The organism is Actinosynnema sp. NPDC049800 (genome assembly GCF_040656635.1).
In the GTDB taxonomy this organism is placed as follows: Bacteria; Actinomycetota; Actinomycetes; order Mycobacteriales; family Pseudonocardiaceae; genus Actinosynnema.
In genome coordinates this window covers 86,954-105,305 of sequence record NZ_JBFAMT010000028.1, presented here as the reverse complement: position 1 = coordinate 105,305, position 18,352 = coordinate 86,954, and the positions used below count along the sequence as shown (strand labels likewise).

Below are 18,352 nucleotides of genomic sequence, written 5' to 3'. Positions count from 1 at the left end.
GAACGGCACCCCGGCACGCACGTCACCTGGCTGCTGCGCCGCGGCGCGGTCGGCAACGTCTTCGGCGGCGGCGAAGCCGACCAACTGCCGGCGCGTGGCGCGCTGGGCCTGCGGGCGCGGGCCGCGGTGAAGGCCGGGCACGTCGAGGTCGTCACCGGCTTCCGCACCGCAGCCGTCGAACGAGACGGCGACCGCGTGGTGCTGGTGTCGGAAGACGGGCACCGGCTGGACCCCGTGGACGAGGTCGTGGCACTGACCGGGTTCCGACCGGACCACTCCTGGCTGTCCGAGGTCCGGCTCGACCTCGACCCCGTGCTCCAAGCGCCGACCACGCTCGCCCCGCTCATCGACCCCAACGTCCACTCCTGCGGCACCGTCTACCCACACGGCGCCAACGAACTGCGCCACCCCGAGCCCGGCGTCTACCTGGTCGGGATGAAGAGCTACGGCCGCGCCCCGACGTTCCTCGCGATGACCGGCTACGAACAGGTCCGCAGCGTGGCCGCCGAGATCGCCGGCGACCACGAAGCCGCCACCAAGGTCGAACTCACCCTCCCCGAAACCGGCGTCTGCGGCGGATCCGGCGTCTTCGACGTCGAACCGACGTCCTCCAGTGGGTGCTGCGCCGCGCCGCAGGTGGCGGAACTGACGTTGACGGCTCCGAGTTCGCGCGTCTGACGTCCGGCAGCCCGGCGGAACCGAGGGGCGCGCCGGGCTCCGGCCCCGCTCGCGGTGAGGACCGAAGTGATCACCCGCGGGTGACCCTGCCCAGTTCCTTCGCGATGGTGTGCACGGCGGCGCGCGCGGTCGGGCCGACGCCGATCAGGGTGGCCGAGGCGGGGCCGGTCCAGTTGCCGTAGCCGAGCAGGTGCAGGCGGGGTTCCCCGTGGACGTGGCCGTCGCGGTCGCGCAGGCCCAGCGGCGCCAGGTGGTCGAGCGCGGGGCGGAAGCCGGTGCACCAGATGACGGTGTCGGCGTCGGCGAGCGCTTGGCGGTTCATCGGTTGGGCCACGAGGACGCCTCGGTCGCGGGCGTCGCGCACGGGTGGGACGGCCACGATGTCGCCGAGGGCCCCGACGCCGCCGGGCTGGTGGGTGGCGATGTCGAACAGGGCCTTGCCGTCGATCTCGTCGGGCAGGTAGCGGGGCGGTCGGCGGGTGATCCAGGCCAGGTCGACGTGGTCGGCGAGGTCGGCGGCGATCTGGGCGCCGGAGTTGCCGCCGCCGACCACGACCACGCGTTGCCCGGCGAGTTCCCGCGGGTTGCGGTACCGAACGGTGTGCAGTTGGCGGCCGGGCAGGCCGCGGGCGCCGGCGGGGACGAACGGTCGCCACCACGTGCCGGTGGTGCTGATGACGGCGTCGGCGAACCGGCCGTCCACGTCGTAGCCGCCGTCGACCCGGCGGACCGCGCGCACGCGGACCGGACGTTCGACCGGCAGCTCGTAGCGCTTCTCGTAGGCACGCAGGTAGTCGACGACGTGCCCGGCGGTCGGGTAGCCCTCGTGCGGGAAGGGCGGCATCGGCCGGCCGGGCAGGGAGCTGTGCCGGGCCGGGGAGAACAGGCGCAGCGAGTCCCAGCCGTGCAGCCACGCGCCACCCGGCTCGGGCTGGGCGTCGAGGATGGTGAAGTCCAGCCCGGCCCGGCGCAGGTAGTAGCCCGCGGCGAGCCCTGCCTGGCCGCCGCCGATCACGATGACGTTCAGCGCCGCTCCGCCTCTGCCGACTCCTCGTGGGGCGGACGGTGGGGGCCCGCGGTGCCCGGTGAGTGCTCGACCCGGTTCCGGCTCCACGGGCGGCTCGGTGCCCAGGCGTTGACGGGGGTCTTCAGGTGGTGGCTGAGCGCTTTGTCCGCCATGAGCTGCGCAGCCTCCCCCATTGGTCCGGAATCCGTCGGCGCAATGGTCGCATCCCCGACGACCGGGGTGACGGCAGGCCGGGGTCCTCACGCAACCGGCACGTCCAGTTCGGCGAGCAGGGCGCGCACCCGGCGTTCGATCTCGTCGCGCACCGGCCGGACGTCCGCCACCGCCTTGCCCGCCGGGTCGTCCAGCTCCCAGTCCAGGTAGCGCTTGCCGGGGTGGACGGGGCACGCGTCGCCGCAGCCCATGGTGACCACGACGTCGGCGGCGCGGACGATCTCCTCCGTCCACGGCTTGGGGAACTCGCCGGTGATGTCGATGTCGCGTTCGGCCATGGCCTCGACGGCGGAGGGGTTGATCTCGTAGCCCGGCTCCGAGCCGCCCGACCACGCCACCGCCGCGTCACCGGCCAGGCGCCGGAAGAACCCGAGCGCCATCTGGCTGCGCCCGGCGTTGTGGACGCAGAGGAACAGCACGGTCGGCTTGCCGTCCTGGTGGTGGCCCTCGACCCGGGCGAGGGCCTGGAGACGTTGGCGGGCGAACCGTTCGGCCAGCAGCGGCAGGTAGTTCGGGATCGTGCTGTGCGCGGCGAACTGGTCGTAGCTGGAGTGCAGGAACCGCTCGATCGTCTCCACGCCGAACACCCTGTCGAACGACTCGCGCAACCGTGCCGCCGCCGTGCGCAGGGCGAGTTGCTGATCGATGCTCAGATCGTGGTGCTCGCGTGTCCCGGCCATGCCAGGCCCTCCAAGTCGATCAGTCAGGAGTTATTGAGTCAATGACGGTTGACCTTTACCCTCCGAGTCAACCCGCACCCAACCACCGACCGAACCCTCGACCCCGCCGCGCCCTCCGCCACCCGCCACCCCGTCCGGACGTCTCCCTGGAGCCACCGGCCCCACCTCCAGCCGCCCACTCGCGGCCATCGGCCGTCAGATGAGGTTCGGGATGTCCGCGAGCTTGTGGTAGCCGATCTGCTGGTCGACCACCCTCGCCAAGTCCTTGGCATCTCGGGCCCGACCCAAGACCTCGTCCAACCACACCCGTCCGTTCACCCAGTCGAGCGGAAGCCGAGTCCGCGGCCAGACCTCGAGAAGGGAACGGGCCACCGCGATTCCTTCATCGACCAGGTCTTGTTCCGCGGTTCGTCCACCGACAGGCTGGACTGTCGACGAACACCCTCGACCGCAACCTGGAACTCTTCCGCGTGCCGCGAGAACATGACCTGTTTCTGCGCACCCGAATCATCCAGGAGCCTCTGCCCCATGGTCAGGGAGATGACCGGGAAAGGCACTGCGAGCACATGGATGTGCACCGTCGGGAAGTACGCGTCGCCCGCGGTGTTGCGATCGAGGGTTATCCCTTGCACCACCGGACCCAGCCGCCTCAACAACCGCAGCGGACGCCACACCGCGAACTGGTCGAAAGTCCGGCCCCAGTCAGAGGTGACCTTTCCGCTCCCGACGGTCATGCCGTGTCACGCACGGTCGGGTCGGTGCGGTCGTAGCCCTCACGGTCGCCGTGACCGGGGGTCACGAACTTCGGCATGGCATTTCCTCCCCGCTTGGTGCGGACGCTCGACGGTACTGACCCCACGTCGCCGGACGTGTACTGCCCGCCCGGTCACCGGGGTTCGGTGCGCAGTTCGAGCATGCCGTCACGGAGGTCGACACGGGTGCCGAACGGGTGGCTGAGCTGATCCAGGACGGAACGCAGGTGGGCGGTGTCGGTGTCGGCGGTGTGGTGGAGGCGCAGGCGGTTGGCTTTCACCGGGGCCATCCGCAGGCGGGCGAGGTGGCCCGTGTCCGGGTGGACCGTGGCGAAGTACAGCAGGCGCAGGTCGTCGCGGTACTCCTCGTGACCGGTGATGCCTTCGTAGTCGTTGATGAGGTCGCCGCAGCCGTAGAGGATCAGCTTGCCGTGGTGGAGCTCGATCGGGCGTGGGTGGTGCGAGGAGTGGCCGTGCACGATGTCCACCCCGCCGTCGACGAGCGCGTGCGCGAAGTCGACGTGCGAGTCGGGAACGTCGTAGCCCCAGTTCGACCCCCAGTGCAGCGACACCACGACGACGTCACCGGGACGCTTGATCCGCCGCACGCGGGCGGTGACGTGGTGGGCGGCGGCCCCGGACACGTCCGGCAGCAGGGCGACCCCCGGCCGGTCCGGGGTGGCCGCCCAACTGCCGGGGATTCCGCTGGATCGCGCGCCGAGCGAGACGAAGACGACCCGGCTCCCGTCGCCCGCGGGGAGGACGGCGGGGTGCTCCGCCTCGCTCGCGGTGCGTCCCGCGCCCGCCACCGCGATCCCTGCCCTGGTCAGCACGTCGAGGGTGTCGGCCAGTCCGCGGCGGCCGAAGTCGAGCACGTGGTTGTTGGCGAGCGCGCAGGCGTCGGGTCGGGCCGCGGTCAGGCACGGGACGTTCCCCGGACTCATCCGGTAGTGCAGCCGCTTGGCGGGGTCGATCCTCCCGTCGCGGGTGACGCTGGTCTCCAGGTTGATCAACCGCACATCCGGCGCCTCCTCGGCCAGCACGTGCAGGGCATCTCCCCACGGCCACGCGAAGTCGACCGGGCACGGGATCGGGCCGTTCTCCTGCTCCGCCAACGCCACGTAGGTCCGCGCGTCCTCGACCCACGGCTCGTGCAGCCGCGGGTCGCCCGGGTGCGGCAGGATCTGGTCGACCCCGCGCCCGGTCATCACGTCACCGCACAGGAACACCGTGACCACCGGTCGATGGTCCACCTGGAGCCGAGAGATCGCCGACCACCGCACCGACCCCGAGCCCGAGTCCGAGTCCGGACGACGTCACGGTGACGGCGTCGTCCGGACCGGTGTGGAGGCCGGGTGTCCGGTGCTCGGCGACCGGTGTTCGCCCGCCGTCAGACCACGGGCTGTGCCAGCGCCGCCTCGGTCGCCTCACGCACACCCGACCGCAGGACGACGAGGTCCACGATCCCCGTCTCGGTCAACGGCCTGAGCACGGCGCGCTGGTCGGCGGCCACGGCGAACCGGACGCCCCGCCGTTCGGCCCGGTGCCGCGCCTCGATGAGCATCGACAGGCCGATCGTGCCGAAGAACGTCACCGCGGTGAGGTCGAGCACCAGCACCTCGGACGGCTCGGCCAGGCGGGCGATGACCTCGGTGCGCACGTCGTCGCAGGTCAGCATGTCCACCACGCCGTCGACGCGGATCACCGTGGCGCCGTCGCGCCGGACGGTCTCCACGAGGATGTGTGGAGCAACCTCGACCTGCTCGCTCATCGGACTGCGCCTCCTGGGAAGTCGTCGGACAACACCGTGCCCCGCCGCGGCAACGCGCCGGTCGGCCACCCCATAGTTGCCCACGGCCGGGCGCGGTGTCACCGCCGAACGTGGATGTGCGGTGGTCCGCCGTCGGGGTACGGCAGCGGAGGTACGCACCGATGTCACACGATCGGGTGGTCGTGGTGCGATCACCCGGGGAGGGACGCCACGAGCACGGCGGCGCCGTCGACGCGGTCCGCGGCGAGGTCGGTCAACGCCTGGTCGGCCGCGTCGAGCGGGTAGGGCGTGGTGGTGACCTCCAGCCGGTGCGCGCCCGCGAAGCGCAGGAACTCCGCGGCGTCCTGCCGGGTGTTGGCCGTGACGCTGCGCAGCTGCCGTTCCTGGAACAGGTGCGACCGGTAGACCAGCGGCGGGATGTCGGTGAGGTGGATGCCCGCGATCGACAGCGTGCCCCCGCGGTCCAGCGCTTCGAGCGCGGGCCGGACGAGCGTGCCGACCGGGGCGAACAGGATCGCCGAGTCCAGCGGCTCCGGTGGCGGGTCCGCGGCGTCGCCCGCCGACGTCGCGCCGAGGGCCATCGCCAGCTCACGGGCCCGAGCGCTGCGGGTCATGACGTGCACGACGGCCCCACGGGCCAGCGCGACCTGTGCCGCCAGGTGCGCGCTCGCCCCGAAGCCGTAGATGCCCAGCCGTCCGCCCTCGGGCAGTTCCGCGCGCTGCAACGCCCGGTACCCGATGATCCCGGCGCACAGCAACGGGGCCGACTCGGCGTCGGAGTACCCGGCGGGCAGGTGGTGGGCGTAGTCGGCGGGGACCACGGTGAAGTCGGCGTAGCCGCCGTCGGCGTCCCACCCGGTGTAGACCGACTCCGGGCACAGGTTCTCGTCGCCACGCAGGCAGTACCGGCACCGACCGCACGTGCCGCGCAGCCACGCCACGCCCACCCGGTCGCCGATCGCGAACCGGTCGTCGTCGGACCGGACGACCTCGCCGACGACCTCGTGCCCGGGCACGACCCCGGGACGGTGCACGGGCAAGTCGCCTTCGGTGACGTGCAGGTCGGTGCGGCAGACCCCGCAGACCAGCACCCTGAGCAGCAGCTCCCCCGGTCCCGGCTCGGGCACCGGATCCCGGTGCTGCACCAGCGGCCCGCCCGCCATCGGGCCGGGCCGGTCCACGTGCCACGCCCGCATGGTGCTCACCGGTCGATCGTCGCACCGATCCTCCCCCGCGCACCCGGAGCCCGGGGCGCCCCGCCGATGACGGTCGGCACATCGACCGCCGTCACCGCGGGTGATCCCCGTTCGGGTCGCACATTCCCCCGGAGGCTCGACACGGCCCGGTCAGGGGTATCCCATGCTGGAGTCGTCCAGAGGAGGGATGTGCCATGCGGGCAACCGTCGGTGACGAGCTGTTGGTGCACGGCAAGGTCGTCGGGCAGCACGACCGCACCGCCGAGATCCTCGAAGTGCTGGGGAAGGACGGCGAGCCGCCTTACCGGGTGCGGTTCGAGGACGGGCACGAGACCGTCATCCTGCCCAGCCCGGATGCGATCGTGCGCCACGCGAAGGGCGAGGCGTAAGCGCTCGGGCAGCCCCGAAGCGCACTGTCCACAACAGACAGTCGCGTCCGTCGGGCTGAACCCGATCGCACCCGGCGCTAATGAGACGCACAGATCGTTCCGGGGCTTGCCGGTTGGAACTGTTTCGCTCGATACTTCGTAACGTTTCAGTCCCGACACTGGCGTCGGGAGACGGGTGGCCCCTCCGGCGGAACCGTCTCTCGCTTACCTGCCGAGGAACGGTCCGATGAACCTGAAGAACTTGTTACCCGGCGCCGTCCTGGCGGTCGCGGGGGCGATGGTCGCGGCGTTGTTGGCGTTCGCCGCGCCGCAAGCGTCGGCGGCGAGCCTGACCCAGGTGACGAACTTCGGCACCAACCCCACCAACCTGCAGATGCACCTGTACGTCCCGGACCGCGTGGCCGCCAAGCCCGGGATCCTGCTGGCCATCCACTACTGCGGCGGGTCCGGGCCGGGATTTCACTCCCAGACCCAGTACGCGTCCCTGGCCGACCGCCACGGCTTCATCGTGATCTACCCGACCGTCACGCGCAGCAGCAAGTGCTGGGACGTCTCGTCACCGGCGGCACTGCGCCGCGGTGGCGGCAGCGACCCCGTCGGGCTGATGGCGATGGTCGACTACGTCAAGCAGCGCCACAACGGCGACCCCGGCCGGATCTTCGCCACCGGCACCTCCTCCGGCGCGATGATGACCAACGTCCTGCTCGGCGTCTACCCGGACGTCTTCCAGGCCGGCGCTTCGTTCGCCGGCGTCCCGTTCGCGTGCTTCGCCACCACCAACGGCTCGGAGTGGAACAGCCAGTGCTCCAGCGGCCAGTCGATCAAGACTCCGCAGCAGTGGGGCGACCTCGTCCGCGCGGCCTACCCCGGCTACACCGGCCCCAGGCCCAGGATGCAGATCTGGCACGGCACCAACGACGACACGCTGCGCTACCCCAACTTCGGCGAGCAGGTCAAGCAGTGGACGAACGTCCACGGACTGGGCCAGACGCCGACGTTCACCGACACGCCGCAGTCCGGCTACACGCGCACCCGCTACGGCAGCAGCGGCGGGATGGCGCCGGTCGAGGCGATCAGCATGCAGGGCGTCAGCCACAACATCCCCGTCGACGCCGCCCAGGTCATCCGCTTCTTCGGGCTCGACGGCACCCCACCCACCAGCACCACCACTACGACCACGACCACGACGACCAGCACTACGACCACCACGACCACGACGCCGCAGCCCGGTGACGGCTGCCGGGTCGAGTACACCGTGAGCGCCTGGAACACCGGCTTCACCTCGTCGATCACCATCACCAACACCGGCAGCGCGGCGATCAACGGCTGGAGCCTCGCGTTCGCCCTCCCTGGCGGGCAGACCATCACCAGCGGCTGGAGCGCCACCTACGCGCCGACCACCGGCGCGGTGACCGCCCGGAACGTCTCGTACAACGGCGCCATCGCGCCCGGCACGTCGGTGGGCATCGGCTTCCAGGCCAACCACACCGGCAACACCGGCGAACCGTCCTCGTTCACGCTCAACGGGTCGGCCTGCGCCGTCGCCTGAACCTGCGGGTTCCCGGCCCGCCGCCGGGAACCCGTAGTGGCCCCCTGAACCTCGGTGCACCATCGCTTCGGGTGCTCCGCCGCCGAGCACCTCCCGGACCGTGGGTGCGACTCCATCGCGCTGTCGACCAGGACGAGCCGCGGGCAGCGGTCTCGGCACGCCCGCCGACCCGGTGAGCAGGGAGCCGTACCTCCTCACCGGTGCTCCGGCGGTGGCGCACTGCGATACCCGATCGAGCGATACCGTCTACCTTTACCGGGGCTTTACTCGCTGACCGCGCGGCCGGATACTGGCGTCGAGGGGAGTACTTCCCAAGCGCCTGCCCGGTCAGTACGGACACCTCGGTCGATGTCCTCGGGAGGCCGCCCCGGTCGGGGTGAAGGAGACCTCGAACATCGACTGTTCGGGGAGGTTCGGTGCCCCTGTCAGCGGCGGTTTCGGCGGAGGTCGTCGGCACGCCCGGTCTGTGGTTGGTCAGCATCGCCGTCCTCGTCGCGCTGCTGGTCGCCGACTTCGCGGTCACCCACCGGCCGCACGAGGTGTCGATGCGGGAAGCGGTCGGGTGGTCGGCGTTCTACCTGACCTTGCCGGTGGTGTTCGGGGCCTGGTTGTGGAACACCGCCGGCAGCGGCCGGGCGCTGGAGTTCATGACCGGGTTCGTCGTCGAGAAGTCCCTGTCGGTGGACAACCTGTTCGTCTTCATGCTGCTGCTCGCCGTCTTCGCCGTCCCCTCTGACGTGCAGCAACGCGTGCTGCTCTTCGGCATCGTCGGCGCGTTGGCGCTGCGCGGCGTGTTCATCGCCGCCGGCGCGGCCATGCTGTCGGCGGGCACGTGGGCGTTCCTCGTGTTCGGGCTCATCCTGTTCGTCTCGGCGCTGAAGATCCTGCACGAGGCGCTCACCGGGAACGTCGCCCTGCGTGAGGTCTCCCGGATGCGCTCCGTCCGGCTGTTGCGGCGCCTGATGCCCGTCACCGACGACTACCGCGGCACCCGCCTGACCGTGCGCGAACACGGCCGACGCGCGCTCACCCCGCTGGCGGTCGTCGTGGTCGCCGTCTTCGCCACGGACATGGTGTTCGCCGTCGACTCGGTGCCGGCCGTCTACGGCATCACCGACGACCCCTACCTCGTGTTCGCCACCAACGCGTTCGCCCTGCTCGGCCTGCGCGCCCTGTACTTCGTCCTGCACACCGCCCTGGCCAAGCTCGTCCACCTCAACCACGGGCTGGCCGTCATCCTCGCCTTCATCGGGGCGAAGCTCGTGCTGCACTGGGCCCACGGCATCTGGCCGGACGTGCCCGAGATCCCCACCCCGGTCTCGCTGGCGGTGATCATCGCCGTGCTCGCGACCGTCATCCTGACCAGCCTGCGCTCCCGACGCCGCGCCGGGCCCTCCGCCCGCCGGCCGAGCGAGAAGGCCACCACACCACAGGACTGACCATGCTCTTCGAGTGGCTCTTCGACGTGCTCATCACCACCTTGATCACCGTGCTGGTCCTCGCCTCACTGGTGATCACCTGCGCCGCCCTGAACCCACCGCGCGGACCGCACCCCCCGCCCCGCAGCCGGTGACCCCACGGGGTGATCGCGCCGACGAGGTGCCCGGGTCGGGCGTGCCGGACCGGCACCCGACCGGGGCTACCGGCGCGGCCGCGGAGAGCCGATAGTGATCCGGTTCAAGGTCGCACCACCGTCGAGAAGTCGCGCGCCGCGGTGGCCGACGAGGGCCAGGCCGACGCTGGAGGATCCGGAACCCATGACCATGCCGATGCCCGACGACCACCCCCTCGGGCCGCCCCCGGACGAGCAGTCGTGGGTCCGGGTCGCCGCGGACCTGGCCACCGGTTTCGCCGCCACCGCCGACGAGTTCGACCGAACCGCGCAACTGCCGGTCGCGAACCTGCGGGCCCTGCACGCCAGCGGTCTCGACCAGGCCACGCTGCCGCGCGAGTGGGGCGGGCAGTCGCTGAGCTACCGCACGGTCGGCGCGGTCCTGCGGGTCCTCAGCGCCGCCGACCCGTCCACCGCCTGCGTGTGGCTCATGCACATCGGCGCCGCCGAAGGCCTCGTGCGCCACTCCGCCCCCGACGCGGCCCGGTACTACGCCGACGAGCTCATCGCGGGCCGCCGCTTCGCCAACGCCCTGTCCGAACCGTCGGGCGGCAACCAGTTCCTCTCACCGCAGCAGGTCGCCGAACCCGTCGACGGCGGGTACCGGCTCACCGGCGCGAAGCGGTTCGTGTCCGGCTGCGAGATCGCCGACCACTTCCTCGTCAACGCGCTCGTGGACGGGCAACCCACCCTGTTCGGGCTCGAACCCGACCACACCGTGACCTTCGAGCCGCAGGACACCTTGGGCCTGCGCGCCACCCGCAGCCACCTGATCGGGCTCAACGGCACGGTGCTGCGCTCCGACCGGCGGTGCCCGCCGTCCCCGCAGCCCAAGCCCAACCACATCGCCGCCGGCCTGGCCTGGCTCTCCCTCGGCATCGCCGACGCCGCCCTGGACACGCTCGTCCGCTACGCACGCGGACGAACCCTGCCCTCGACCGGACAGCCCCTGGCGGCCGAGCAGCGCCTCCAGTTCGAGGTCGCCGACGCCGTGCTCCGGCTCGAAGCCGCCGCGCTGGTCGCCCACAACACCGCCTGGCTCGCCGACCGCGACTCGCCCCTCTTCCTGCCCGCCGCGACGCGCGCGAAGCCCACGGCGAACCAGGTCGCCCGCGACGTCGCGCAGCTGTGCCTCCAGGTCGGCGGCGGGTCCGGCTTCGTCGCCACCTCGCCGATCCAACGGATCTTCCGCGACGCGCAGGCCGGGTGGCTGATGGCCCACTCCGTGGAGTTCTGCCTCAACCTCATCGGCGCCGACGCCATGCTCGCGCCCCGCGACGAGCCCGACCAGGTCACTCGTGGTTGAGCGCACCCGACCGGAACACCGCCAGCTCGACGCCGTCGAACCCCGCCGCGCGCACGACCTCGGTGAGCGCGGGGCCGATCCCCGGCCGGTCGACCAGGTCGGGGTCGAGTTCGACCCGGCCCACGTCACCGAGGTCGCGCACGCGCAGGTCCCAGCTCGGCGTCCCCGCGCTCACCAGCCACGCCCGGACCGCCGCCTCGGCGCGTTCGACCCGCGCCAGGCGTGAGGGTGTGATCGCCACGCCGTAGCGCACCCGGCTCGCCAGGCAGGGCATCGCCGGCTTGTCCCAGGTGGACAGCCCCCAGTGCCGGCTCACCGCGCGGACGTCGGCCTTGGTCATCCCGAGGTCGCGCAACGGGGTCCGCACGCCGATCTCGTCGCCGGCGCGGATGCCCGGTCGGAACGGGTCGCGCGCGTCGTCGGCGTTCACCCCGGTCGCCACCGCGGTCAGGCCGTGGTCGCGGGCGATGGACGTGATGGTGTCCAGCACGGTGGACTTGCAGAAGTAGCAGCGGTCCCGGCCGTTCGCCGCGTACGCGGGGTTGTCCAGCTCGGCGGTACCCGGCGTGACGTGCCGGACACCGAGGCCGTCGGCGAACGCGACCGCGACCGCGAGCTCGGCGGCGGCCAGGCTCGCCGAGTCGGCGGTGACGGCGAGCACCGCGTCGGGCCCCAAGGCGCGCGCCGCGGCGGCGAGCACGAGCGCGGAGTCCACGCCGCCGGAGAAGGCGACGGCGACCGGGCCGACGTCGGCCAACCGCGCCACGAGTCGGTCGGCGGTGGTGGCGGTGTCCATCAGGGCTCCTCGGGGCTCTCGGCGGCCATGGCGAGCACGGTGCGCAGGGGCAGGCCCGTCCGCCGGGCGACGGCGACGGCGTCGTCGTACTCCGGCTTGCCGTGGTGCGGTCCGTGCTTGCGGCGCACCGGCATGCCGCGGACGTGCACGGTGTCGGTGCTGCGGGGCAGGGCCGTGCGCCGCACGCCGGTCCGCCGCACGCCGAGGGAGCCCGTCTCCACCAGCATCCGTCGTTCGATCCCGTCGGCGGTCTCCGGTGCGGCCAGCGCGTGCAGGACGTGGCCCGGTCTGCCCTTCTTCATCGTGGCCGGGGTGATCCAGCTGTCCAGCGCGCCCGCGTCCAGCAGCAGGGCGACGACGTAGCCGAGGACCTCGCCGGTGACGTCGTCGAGGTTGGTCTCCAGCACCACGAGGTCGCGTACTTCCCCTGCTTCGTCGTGGCGGGCGTCCAGGTCGCCGAGTCGCACCACGGCGACGTTGGGCCGGTCGGGCAGCGTCCTGGTGCCCACGCCGTAACCGGTGGCCGCCATGCGCATCTCCGGCACGGGACCGTAGTCCGCGCCGATCGCGAGCAGCAGCGCCGCGGCGGTCGGCGTCACGGTCTCGCCGCGCAGGGTGGTGCCGACGACGTGTGCGCCTTCCAGCAGCGCCGAGGTGGCCGGGGCCGGGCAGGGCAGCACCCCGTGCGCGGTGCGGACCGACCCGCTGCCGATCGGCAACGCCTCGCAGTGCACGGCCCGCACGTCCAGGGCGTGCAGCGCGGCGGCCACGCCGACGATGTCCACGAGGGTGTCGTGACCGCCGAGCTCGTGCAGGTGGACCTGGTCGGGGTCCTCGCCGTGCAGGCGTCCCTCGACCTCGGCGATGGCCCGCAGCGCGGCGACGGCGGTCTGAGCCACGGCCGGTTCGCGGACCCTGGACGCCATGGCGATCAGCTCGCCCGCCTTGCGGCTCGTCGCGTCGTCGGACACCGACACGACGGCGCGGCGGCCGGTGAGCCCGTGCGTGAGCACCGGGGTGACGGTGAGGTCCCAGCCGGTCAGGCCGGTGTCGGTGACGGCCGCGCGGATCGCGTCCTGCGGTGCACCCGCGTCCACCAGCGCGGCCAGCAGCATGTCACCGGCCAGCCCGGTGAACGGCGAGATCACGCACACCCGGCTCACGTCGTCCTCCGCCCCGCCACGCGGGCGAGCCGGAACGCGGCCATCGCGGCGCCGAACCCGGAGTCGATGTTCACCACGGTGATGCCCGCCGCGCAGGAGGCGTGCATCGCCAGCAACGCGGTGATGCCCTCCAGGCCGGCGCCGTAGCCGGTCGAGGTGGGCACGGCCACCACCGGGCACGCGACCAGGCCCCCGATCGCGCTCGCCAACGCGCCTTCCATGCCCGCGACAACGATCACGGTGTCCGCGGCCCGCAGCCGGTCCTGCTCGGCCAGCAACCGGTGCAGGCCGGCCACGCCGACGTCGGTGACCGTGGTGACGCCGAGTCCCACGGCGGTCGCGACGGCGGCGGCCTCCCGCGCCACCGGCAGGTCGGCCGTGCCCGCCGCGGCCACCACCACGTCGAACCCGGTCGGCGCGGCCGGGCGCCACACCACCAGCCGCGCTCCGCTGTCGTACGCGCCGTCGGGCACGGCGGCCAGCACGGCCGCCGCCGCGTCGGGCTCCACGCGGGTGGCCAGCACCGGGCCGTCGTTGTGCCGCAACAACGTCCGCACGATCCCGCTGATCTGCTCGGGCGTCTTCCCGCTGCCGTAGATGACCTCGGGCAGGCCTTGGCGCGCTTCGCGGTCCACGTCGACCCTGGCGAACCCGAGGTCGACCGCCTCCGGTCCGGTCATGGTCGCGCTCCCCGGGTGGCGGTGAAGGGCGCGTGCGCGAGGAGCTCGCTCCCGATGGCCCTGAGCAGCTCGGGCGCCTGCCGCATCGCCGTGTCGAGGTCGCCCGCGCGCTCCAGCAGCGACCACGCGGCGACCACGCCGACCTCGCGCAGCCGTTCGGGGGTGAGCCGGACGTCGCCGGCGACGACCACGACCGGCACGCCGTGCCGCCGTGCCGCCTCGGCCACGCCGATCGGCGCCTTGCCGCGCAGGCTCTGCTCGTCGAACCGGCCTTCGCCGACCACGACGAGCGAAGCCCCGCGCAACGCGTCCTCGACGCCGATCGCCCGCAGGACGAAGTCGGCACCGGACGTCCGCCGGGCGTCGAGGGCGGCCAACGCGGCGAACCCCGCGCCACCGGCCGCGCCCGCGCCCGGTTCCCCGCTCAGGTCCCGCCCGGTCTCCTCCGCCACGACGGCGGCGAACCGGCGGAGCCCTCGCTCCAGCACCTGCACGTCCCTGGGCGTCGCGCCCTTCTGCGGCGCGAACACCGCGGCGGCGCCGTTCGGGCCGGTCAGCGGGTTGTCGACGTCCGAGGCCAGGGTCACGCGCGCGTGCGCCAGCCTCGGGTCCAGCCCGGACAGGTCGACGCGCGCCGTGCCGGTCAACGCCGCGCCGCCGGGGCCGATCGGCTCGCCCGAGGCGCCGGTGACGCGCGCGCCCAGGGCGCGCAGCAGGCCCGCTCCCCCGTCCGTGGTGGCGCTGCCGCCCACGGCGAGCACGATGTCGGCGCAGCCGCGGTCCAGCGCGGCGCGGATCAGCTCACCGGTGCCGCAGGTGTCGGCGGTGAGCGGCGCGAGCCAGCCGTCGGGCAGCACGTCCAACCCGCTGGCCTGGGCCAGCTCGACCACCGCCCGGTCACCGCGCACGGCGAACGCGGCCCGCACCGGTTCGCCCGTGGGACCGGTGACCTCGACGCGCACCTCGTCGTAGCCGGCGCGCACCAACGCCGCCACGGTCCCCTCGCCGCCGTCGGCGACGGGCATCGCCACCGCCTGGCCGTCCGCGTCCGCCACGCCGTCGACCACCGCCGCACAGGCATCGGCGGCGGACACCGAGCCCCGGAACTTGTCCAGGCAGACCAGGACCGTCCCGTTCACCGGCCCGGCCCTTCGACGTAGGGGATCGTCTGCGGGCCTTCCGGCAGCACGCACAGTCGGGCATCGGGCCCGGCCGCGGCGAGGGCTTCGGCGACGGTCGCGGAGATGTCCGCGGTCTGCCGCAGGTGGGCGGTGGCCAGGTCGGCGTCGCTGAGGTAGGAGGTGTGCATGACGACCCGGCAGTCGGCCTGGATGCGCGCCTGGATCTGGACCTGCCACTGGTCGGGCACGGTGACCTGCCGCGCGGAGATCTCCGCGAGCAGCGCCTCGGGCGAGGCGGCCGAGGCCAGCACCTCGCGGTAGGAGCCGTGGTCGGGGAAGCCGTCGCGGCACTCGGCCGCGCACACGATCACCCCGCCCGACTTGACCACCTGGTAGGCGGCCGACATGCCCTTCACCGACTGGTAGAGGTTCTGGTCCAGCGGATAGCCGGAGTTGGTGGTCACCACGACGTCGAACGGGCGGGGCACCGGCCGCATGGCGACCTCGCGCGCGGTGCGCACCGCCTCGGCGTGCATGGCGAGCAGGTCACCGCCGAACGCGGCGACGACCTCCTTGTCCTGGTTGAGGACCACGTCGAAGCCGAACGTCACGCCGGTGGCGTCCGCGATGGCGCGCACGTCGTCGTGCACGGGGTTGCCCTCGATGATCCCCCACGTCGCCCGCGGGTCGCCGATCCGGCGCGCGTCGTGCAGCACCAGCACCGTCTCCAGCGCCGCCAGGCCCGGCGCGACGAGCTTCGGGCCGCCCGAGAAACCGGCGAAGAAGTGCGGCTCGACGAAACCGGTGGTGATGCGCACGTCCGCGTCGACCCAGTCCCGGTTCAGCCACACGGGCACGCCCGCGCCGAACTCGCCCATCCACGTCAGAGCGCTCCGGTCGCGGGCGTCGTGGTTGACGATCCGCACCGAGTCGACCACCTCGTCGCCGAACATCCGGCGCAGCTCGGCCTCCGTGTTGCCCCGGTGCGTCCCCGTGGCGACCAGCACCACGACGTCGTCGAGGTCGACCAGGCCGTCCAGCTCCTCCAGGATGGCCGGGATCATCAGCTCCCGGGGCTGCGGGCGCGTCCCGTCGCAGGCGGAGATCGCCACGGTCTGCCCTGGGCGCACGCGGTCCCGCAGCGGCGGCCCGGCGACCGGGGTGCGCAGGGCACGGCGGAGGATCTCCTTCGGCGCTTCGGTCGCCTGGCGGTGCCCGGGTGTCACCACGGTGGTCACCGCCGGGTCGACCCGCAGGTCCAACCCGGTCTCGCCGTAGGCCAGTCGCACCGTGCGCATCAGCTGTCCCCCAACCGGTTGCCGCGGGCGGCGGTGCCACCGACGCGCCGGTCCCGCCCCGCCGGCACGCGGACCGGCCGGTCGGAGCCGATCATAAGCCGGTCGGGGCCGAACGCCTCCGGCACGACGTCGACGCGGGGCCGCGGGTACGCCGGCCCGAAGTCACGCCCGCCGCCGCCCTGCGGCCGGGCGGGGAGGTGCCGTGAGCGGTGGTGGGCGTCGATCCGGATCACTGCGCTCGCTCCTGCTCCAACGCGTCGAGTTCCGACCACAGCGCCTCGGGGATCACGGTGGCGGCGTGCCCGGCGTTCTCGGCGACTTCCCGTGGGTTCCGGGCGCCGACGACGACGCCGGTCACCGCCGGGTGCCGCAGCGGGAAGCGCAGTGCGGCGGCGGCCAGGGGGACGCCGTGCGCGGCGCAGCGCTCGGCCAGGAGGAGGGCCCGCCGGCGCACCTCGTCCGGGGCGGGGGCGTAGTCGTAGGAGGCGCCGGGGGCCGGGTCGGCGAGGATGCCGCTGTTGAAGACCCCGCCCACGAGGACGCCCACCCGCCGCTGCTCGCACAGCGGCAGCAGGTCGTCGGCCGCGCTCCGGTCGAGCAGGGAGTACCGGCCGGCCACGAGCACGCAGTCCACGTCGGTCTCCGCGACGAACCGGGTGAGCATCGCCGTCTGGTTCATGCCCGCCCCGATCGCCCGCACCGCGCCCTCGGCCCGAAGCCGCTCCAGCGCCGGGTACGCCCCGGTAACGGCGTCCTCCCAGTGCTCGTCGGGGTCGTGGATCAGCACGACGTCGAAGGAGTCGAGGCCGGACCGCTCCAGGCTCTCCGACAACGACCGGTAGACGCCCGCCGCGCTGTAGTCGCGGACGCGGACCAGACCTTGCCCGTCGTGGAAGCCCTCGTCGCCGGGCGCGGTCTCGCCGGGCACCAGCAGCCGGCCGACCTTGGTCGACACCGTGAACTCCGCCCGGGGCCGGGTGGCCAGGAACGCCCCGAGGCGCCGTTCGGCCAGGCCCGCGCCGTAGTGGGGCGCGGTGTCGAAGTAGCGGACGCCGGTGGCCCACGCCGTCTCCAGCGCGGCGGCGGCCTGCTCCTCCGCGACCGCCGAGAACAACCCGGCCAGCGGCGCGGTGCCCAAGCCGAGCCGGCTCACCGTGACGTCCGAGCGGCCGAGCGGCACCCGTTCGGTGAACCACTGCGGGGTCGCGGAGGTCATCACGCCTGTCCCAGGACGTGGCGCTGCCGGCCCAGCCCGTCGATCTCGGCCTCGACGACGTCACCGGCACGCAGGTAGGGGAAGTCGTTGGCGCCGAAGGCGACGCCGGCCGGGGTACCGGTGTTGATCACATCACCCGGCTCCAGCACCATGAACCGGCTGAGGTACCAGACGACGTGGCGGACACCGAAGATCATGTCCTTGGTGTGGCCGTCCTGGCGCAGCTCGCCGTTGACCCGCAACCGCATCCCCAGTCCCTGCGGGTCGCCCACCTCGTCGGGCGTGACCAGCCAGGGGCCGAGCGGGTTGAACGTCTCGCACGACTTGCCCTTGTCCCACGTCCCGCCCCGCTCGTGCTGGAACGCCCGTTCGGTGACGTCGTCGGCGATGGCGTACCCCGCGATGACGTCGTCGGCGTCGGCCGGCGAGTCCAGGTAGCGCGCCGTGCGGCCGATGACCACCGCCAGCTCGACCTCGTAGTCGGTCTTGACGCTGTCGCGCGGGACGAGGACCGCGTCGTCGGGACCGACGACCGTGTTCGAGGCCTTCAGGAAGATGACCGGCTCGGCGGGCGGGGGCGTCGCGGTCTCGGCGGCGTGGTCGGCGTAGTTCAGCCCGACGCAGACGACCTTCCCCGGCCGGGCGACCGGGGCGCCGATCCGCAGGCCCGTGATGTCGATCGGGTCCACCGCGCCGTCGGCGAGGGCCGCCCGGACCCGGTCCACGCCGCCGCCCGCCAGGAAGGCGCCGTCGATGTCGGCGGTCAACCCGGTCAGGTCGTAGGCGGCGCCGCGGGCGTCGAGGACGACGGGCCGCTCGTGGCCCGCCGGGCCCACGCGCAGGAACTTCATCGGGTTCTCCTTGGTGTGCGACGTCTTGGTGCGACGTGTTGGTGTGCGACGCCG

The 18,352-nt window shown here is 73.0% G+C and carries 20 protein-coding genes and 1 pseudogene; 6 read left to right on the top strand and 15 right to left on the bottom strand.

The genetic code is table 11. The annotated features are described in order from the left end of the window. Positions 1–678, top strand: a pseudogene (locus tag AB0I91_RS27520) (flavoprotein); the annotation flags it as partial. A 70-nt stretch (positions 679–748) separates the two neighbouring features. On the opposite strand, the gene AB0I91_RS27515 reads toward AB0I91_RS27520, so the two are convergent. The 7 genes from AB0I91_RS27515 to AB0I91_RS27485 form a co-directional block, all read right to left on the bottom strand. After that, positions 749–1,693, bottom strand: a complete 945-nt coding sequence (locus tag AB0I91_RS27515; RefSeq protein WP_499639503.1) for an NAD(P)-binding domain-containing protein — start codon at positions 1,691–1,693, stop codon at positions 749–751. Positions 1,694–1,944: 251 nt separating this feature from the next. After that, positions 1,945–2,598 (bottom strand): arsenate reductase ArsC, encoded by a 654-nt coding sequence (locus tag AB0I91_RS27510; protein WP_499639501.1) that lies wholly within the window; start codon positions 2,596–2,598, stop codon positions 1,945–1,947. Between the two features lie 195 nt (positions 2,599–2,793). Further along, positions 2,794–2,916 (bottom strand): hypothetical protein, encoded by a 123-nt coding sequence (locus AB0I91_RS27505; RefSeq protein ID WP_499639499.1) that lies wholly within the window; start codon positions 2,914–2,916, stop codon positions 2,794–2,796. Next, entirely contained in the window at positions 2,913–3,332 is a 420-nt protein-coding gene (locus AB0I91_RS27500; RefSeq protein WP_499639497.1) for a hypothetical protein, read from the bottom strand. The genes AB0I91_RS27505 and AB0I91_RS27500 overlap by 4 nt, the downstream gene beginning before the upstream one ends. A gap of 152 nt (positions 3,333–3,484) precedes the next feature. Beyond that, entirely contained in the window at positions 3,485–4,588 is a 1,104-nt protein-coding gene (locus AB0I91_RS27495; RefSeq protein ID WP_499639495.1) for a CapA family protein, read from the bottom strand. A 152-nt stretch (positions 4,589–4,740) separates the two neighbouring features. Then, on the bottom strand, positions 4,741–5,121 hold the full coding sequence (locus AB0I91_RS27490; protein WP_498775276.1) for an STAS domain-containing protein: 381 nt from the start codon (positions 5,119–5,121) through the stop codon (positions 4,741–4,743). A gap of 191 nt (positions 5,122–5,312) precedes the next feature. Then, complete coding sequence (locus AB0I91_RS27485) at positions 5,313–6,317, bottom strand: zinc-binding alcohol dehydrogenase family protein (protein ID WP_499612557.1); 1,005 nt, start codon at positions 6,315–6,317, stop codon at positions 5,313–5,315. A gap of 194 nt (positions 6,318–6,511) precedes the next feature. On the opposite strand from AB0I91_RS27485, the gene AB0I91_RS27480 reads away from it, so the two are divergent. The 5 genes from AB0I91_RS27480 (at position 6,512) to AB0I91_RS27460 (ending at position 11,173) form a co-directional block, all read left to right on the top strand. Beyond that, complete coding sequence (locus tag AB0I91_RS27480; protein WP_498775278.1) at positions 6,512–6,706, top strand: DUF1918 domain-containing protein; 195 nt, start codon at positions 6,512–6,514, stop codon at positions 6,704–6,706. A 226-nt stretch (positions 6,707–6,932) separates the two neighbouring features. Next, a complete protein-coding gene (locus tag AB0I91_RS27475) occupies positions 6,933–8,255 on the top strand; it encodes an extracellular catalytic domain type 1 short-chain-length polyhydroxyalkanoate depolymerase (protein WP_499639493.1) in 1,323 nt (440 codons plus the stop codon). A gap of 416 nt (positions 8,256–8,671) precedes the next feature. Further along, the gene (locus AB0I91_RS27470) at positions 8,672–9,694 is read left to right on the top strand and encodes a TerC/Alx family metal homeostasis membrane protein (RefSeq protein WP_499639491.1); all 1,023 of its coding nucleotides are present in this window, start codon (positions 8,672–8,674) and stop codon (positions 9,692–9,694) included. Between the two features lie 2 nt (positions 9,695–9,696). Next, positions 9,697–9,828, top strand: a complete 132-nt coding sequence (locus AB0I91_RS27465; RefSeq protein WP_498775284.1) for a hypothetical protein — start codon at positions 9,697–9,699, stop codon at positions 9,826–9,828. A 184-nt stretch (positions 9,829–10,012) separates the two neighbouring features. Then, the gene (locus tag AB0I91_RS27460; protein ID WP_499639489.1) at positions 10,013–11,173 is read left to right on the top strand and encodes an acyl-CoA dehydrogenase family protein; all 1,161 of its coding nucleotides are present in this window, start codon (positions 10,013–10,015) and stop codon (positions 11,171–11,173) included. Here AB0I91_RS27460 and larE read toward each other — a convergent pair. The 8 genes from larE to AB0I91_RS27420 are packed head-to-tail and all read right to left on the bottom strand — an operon-like array spanning position 11,160 to position 18,298. Further along, entirely contained in the window at positions 11,160–11,969 is an 810-nt protein-coding gene (larE, locus tag AB0I91_RS27455) for an ATP-dependent sacrificial sulfur transferase LarE (RefSeq protein ID WP_499639487.1), read from the bottom strand. The two genes, AB0I91_RS27460 and larE, sit on opposite strands and share 14 nt — an antisense overlap. After that, positions 11,969–13,132 (bottom strand): nickel pincer cofactor biosynthesis protein LarC, encoded by a 1,164-nt coding sequence (gene larC / locus AB0I91_RS27450; protein WP_499639485.1) that lies wholly within the window; start codon positions 13,130–13,132, stop codon positions 11,969–11,971. Before larC ends, larE begins: the two co-directional genes overlap by 1 nt. Next, the gene (gene larB, locus AB0I91_RS27445) at positions 13,129–13,812 is read right to left on the bottom strand and encodes a nickel pincer cofactor biosynthesis protein LarB (RefSeq protein ID WP_498775294.1); all 684 of its coding nucleotides are present in this window, start codon (positions 13,810–13,812) and stop codon (positions 13,129–13,131) included. The genes larC and larB overlap by 4 nt, the downstream gene beginning before the upstream one ends. Then, positions 13,809–14,951, bottom strand: coding sequence for a glycerate kinase (locus tag AB0I91_RS27440; RefSeq protein ID WP_498775296.1), 1,143 nt, complete (start codon positions 14,949–14,951; stop codon positions 13,809–13,811). The genes larB and AB0I91_RS27440 overlap by 4 nt, the downstream gene beginning before the upstream one ends. Continuing rightward, the gene (gene larA / locus AB0I91_RS27435) at positions 14,948–16,231 is read right to left on the bottom strand and encodes a nickel-dependent lactate racemase (protein ID WP_499639483.1); all 1,284 of its coding nucleotides are present in this window, start codon (positions 16,229–16,231) and stop codon (positions 14,948–14,950) included. The genes AB0I91_RS27440 and larA overlap by 4 nt, the downstream gene beginning before the upstream one ends. Beyond that, positions 16,231–16,464: a hypothetical protein gene (locus tag AB0I91_RS27430; protein ID WP_498775300.1), complete on the bottom strand. Its 234-nt coding sequence runs from the start codon at positions 16,462–16,464 to the stop codon at positions 16,231–16,233. Before AB0I91_RS27430 ends, larA begins: the two co-directional genes overlap by 1 nt. Beyond that, the gene (locus tag AB0I91_RS27425) at positions 16,461–17,447 is read right to left on the bottom strand and encodes an aldo/keto reductase (RefSeq protein ID WP_499639481.1); all 987 of its coding nucleotides are present in this window, start codon (positions 17,445–17,447) and stop codon (positions 16,461–16,463) included. The genes AB0I91_RS27430 and AB0I91_RS27425 overlap by 4 nt, the downstream gene beginning before the upstream one ends. Next, entirely contained in the window at positions 17,447–18,298 is an 852-nt protein-coding gene (locus tag AB0I91_RS27420; RefSeq protein WP_498775304.1) for a fumarylacetoacetate hydrolase family protein, read from the bottom strand. Before AB0I91_RS27420 ends, AB0I91_RS27425 begins: the two co-directional genes overlap by 1 nt. Between the last annotated feature and the right edge of the window lie 54 nt (positions 18,299–18,352).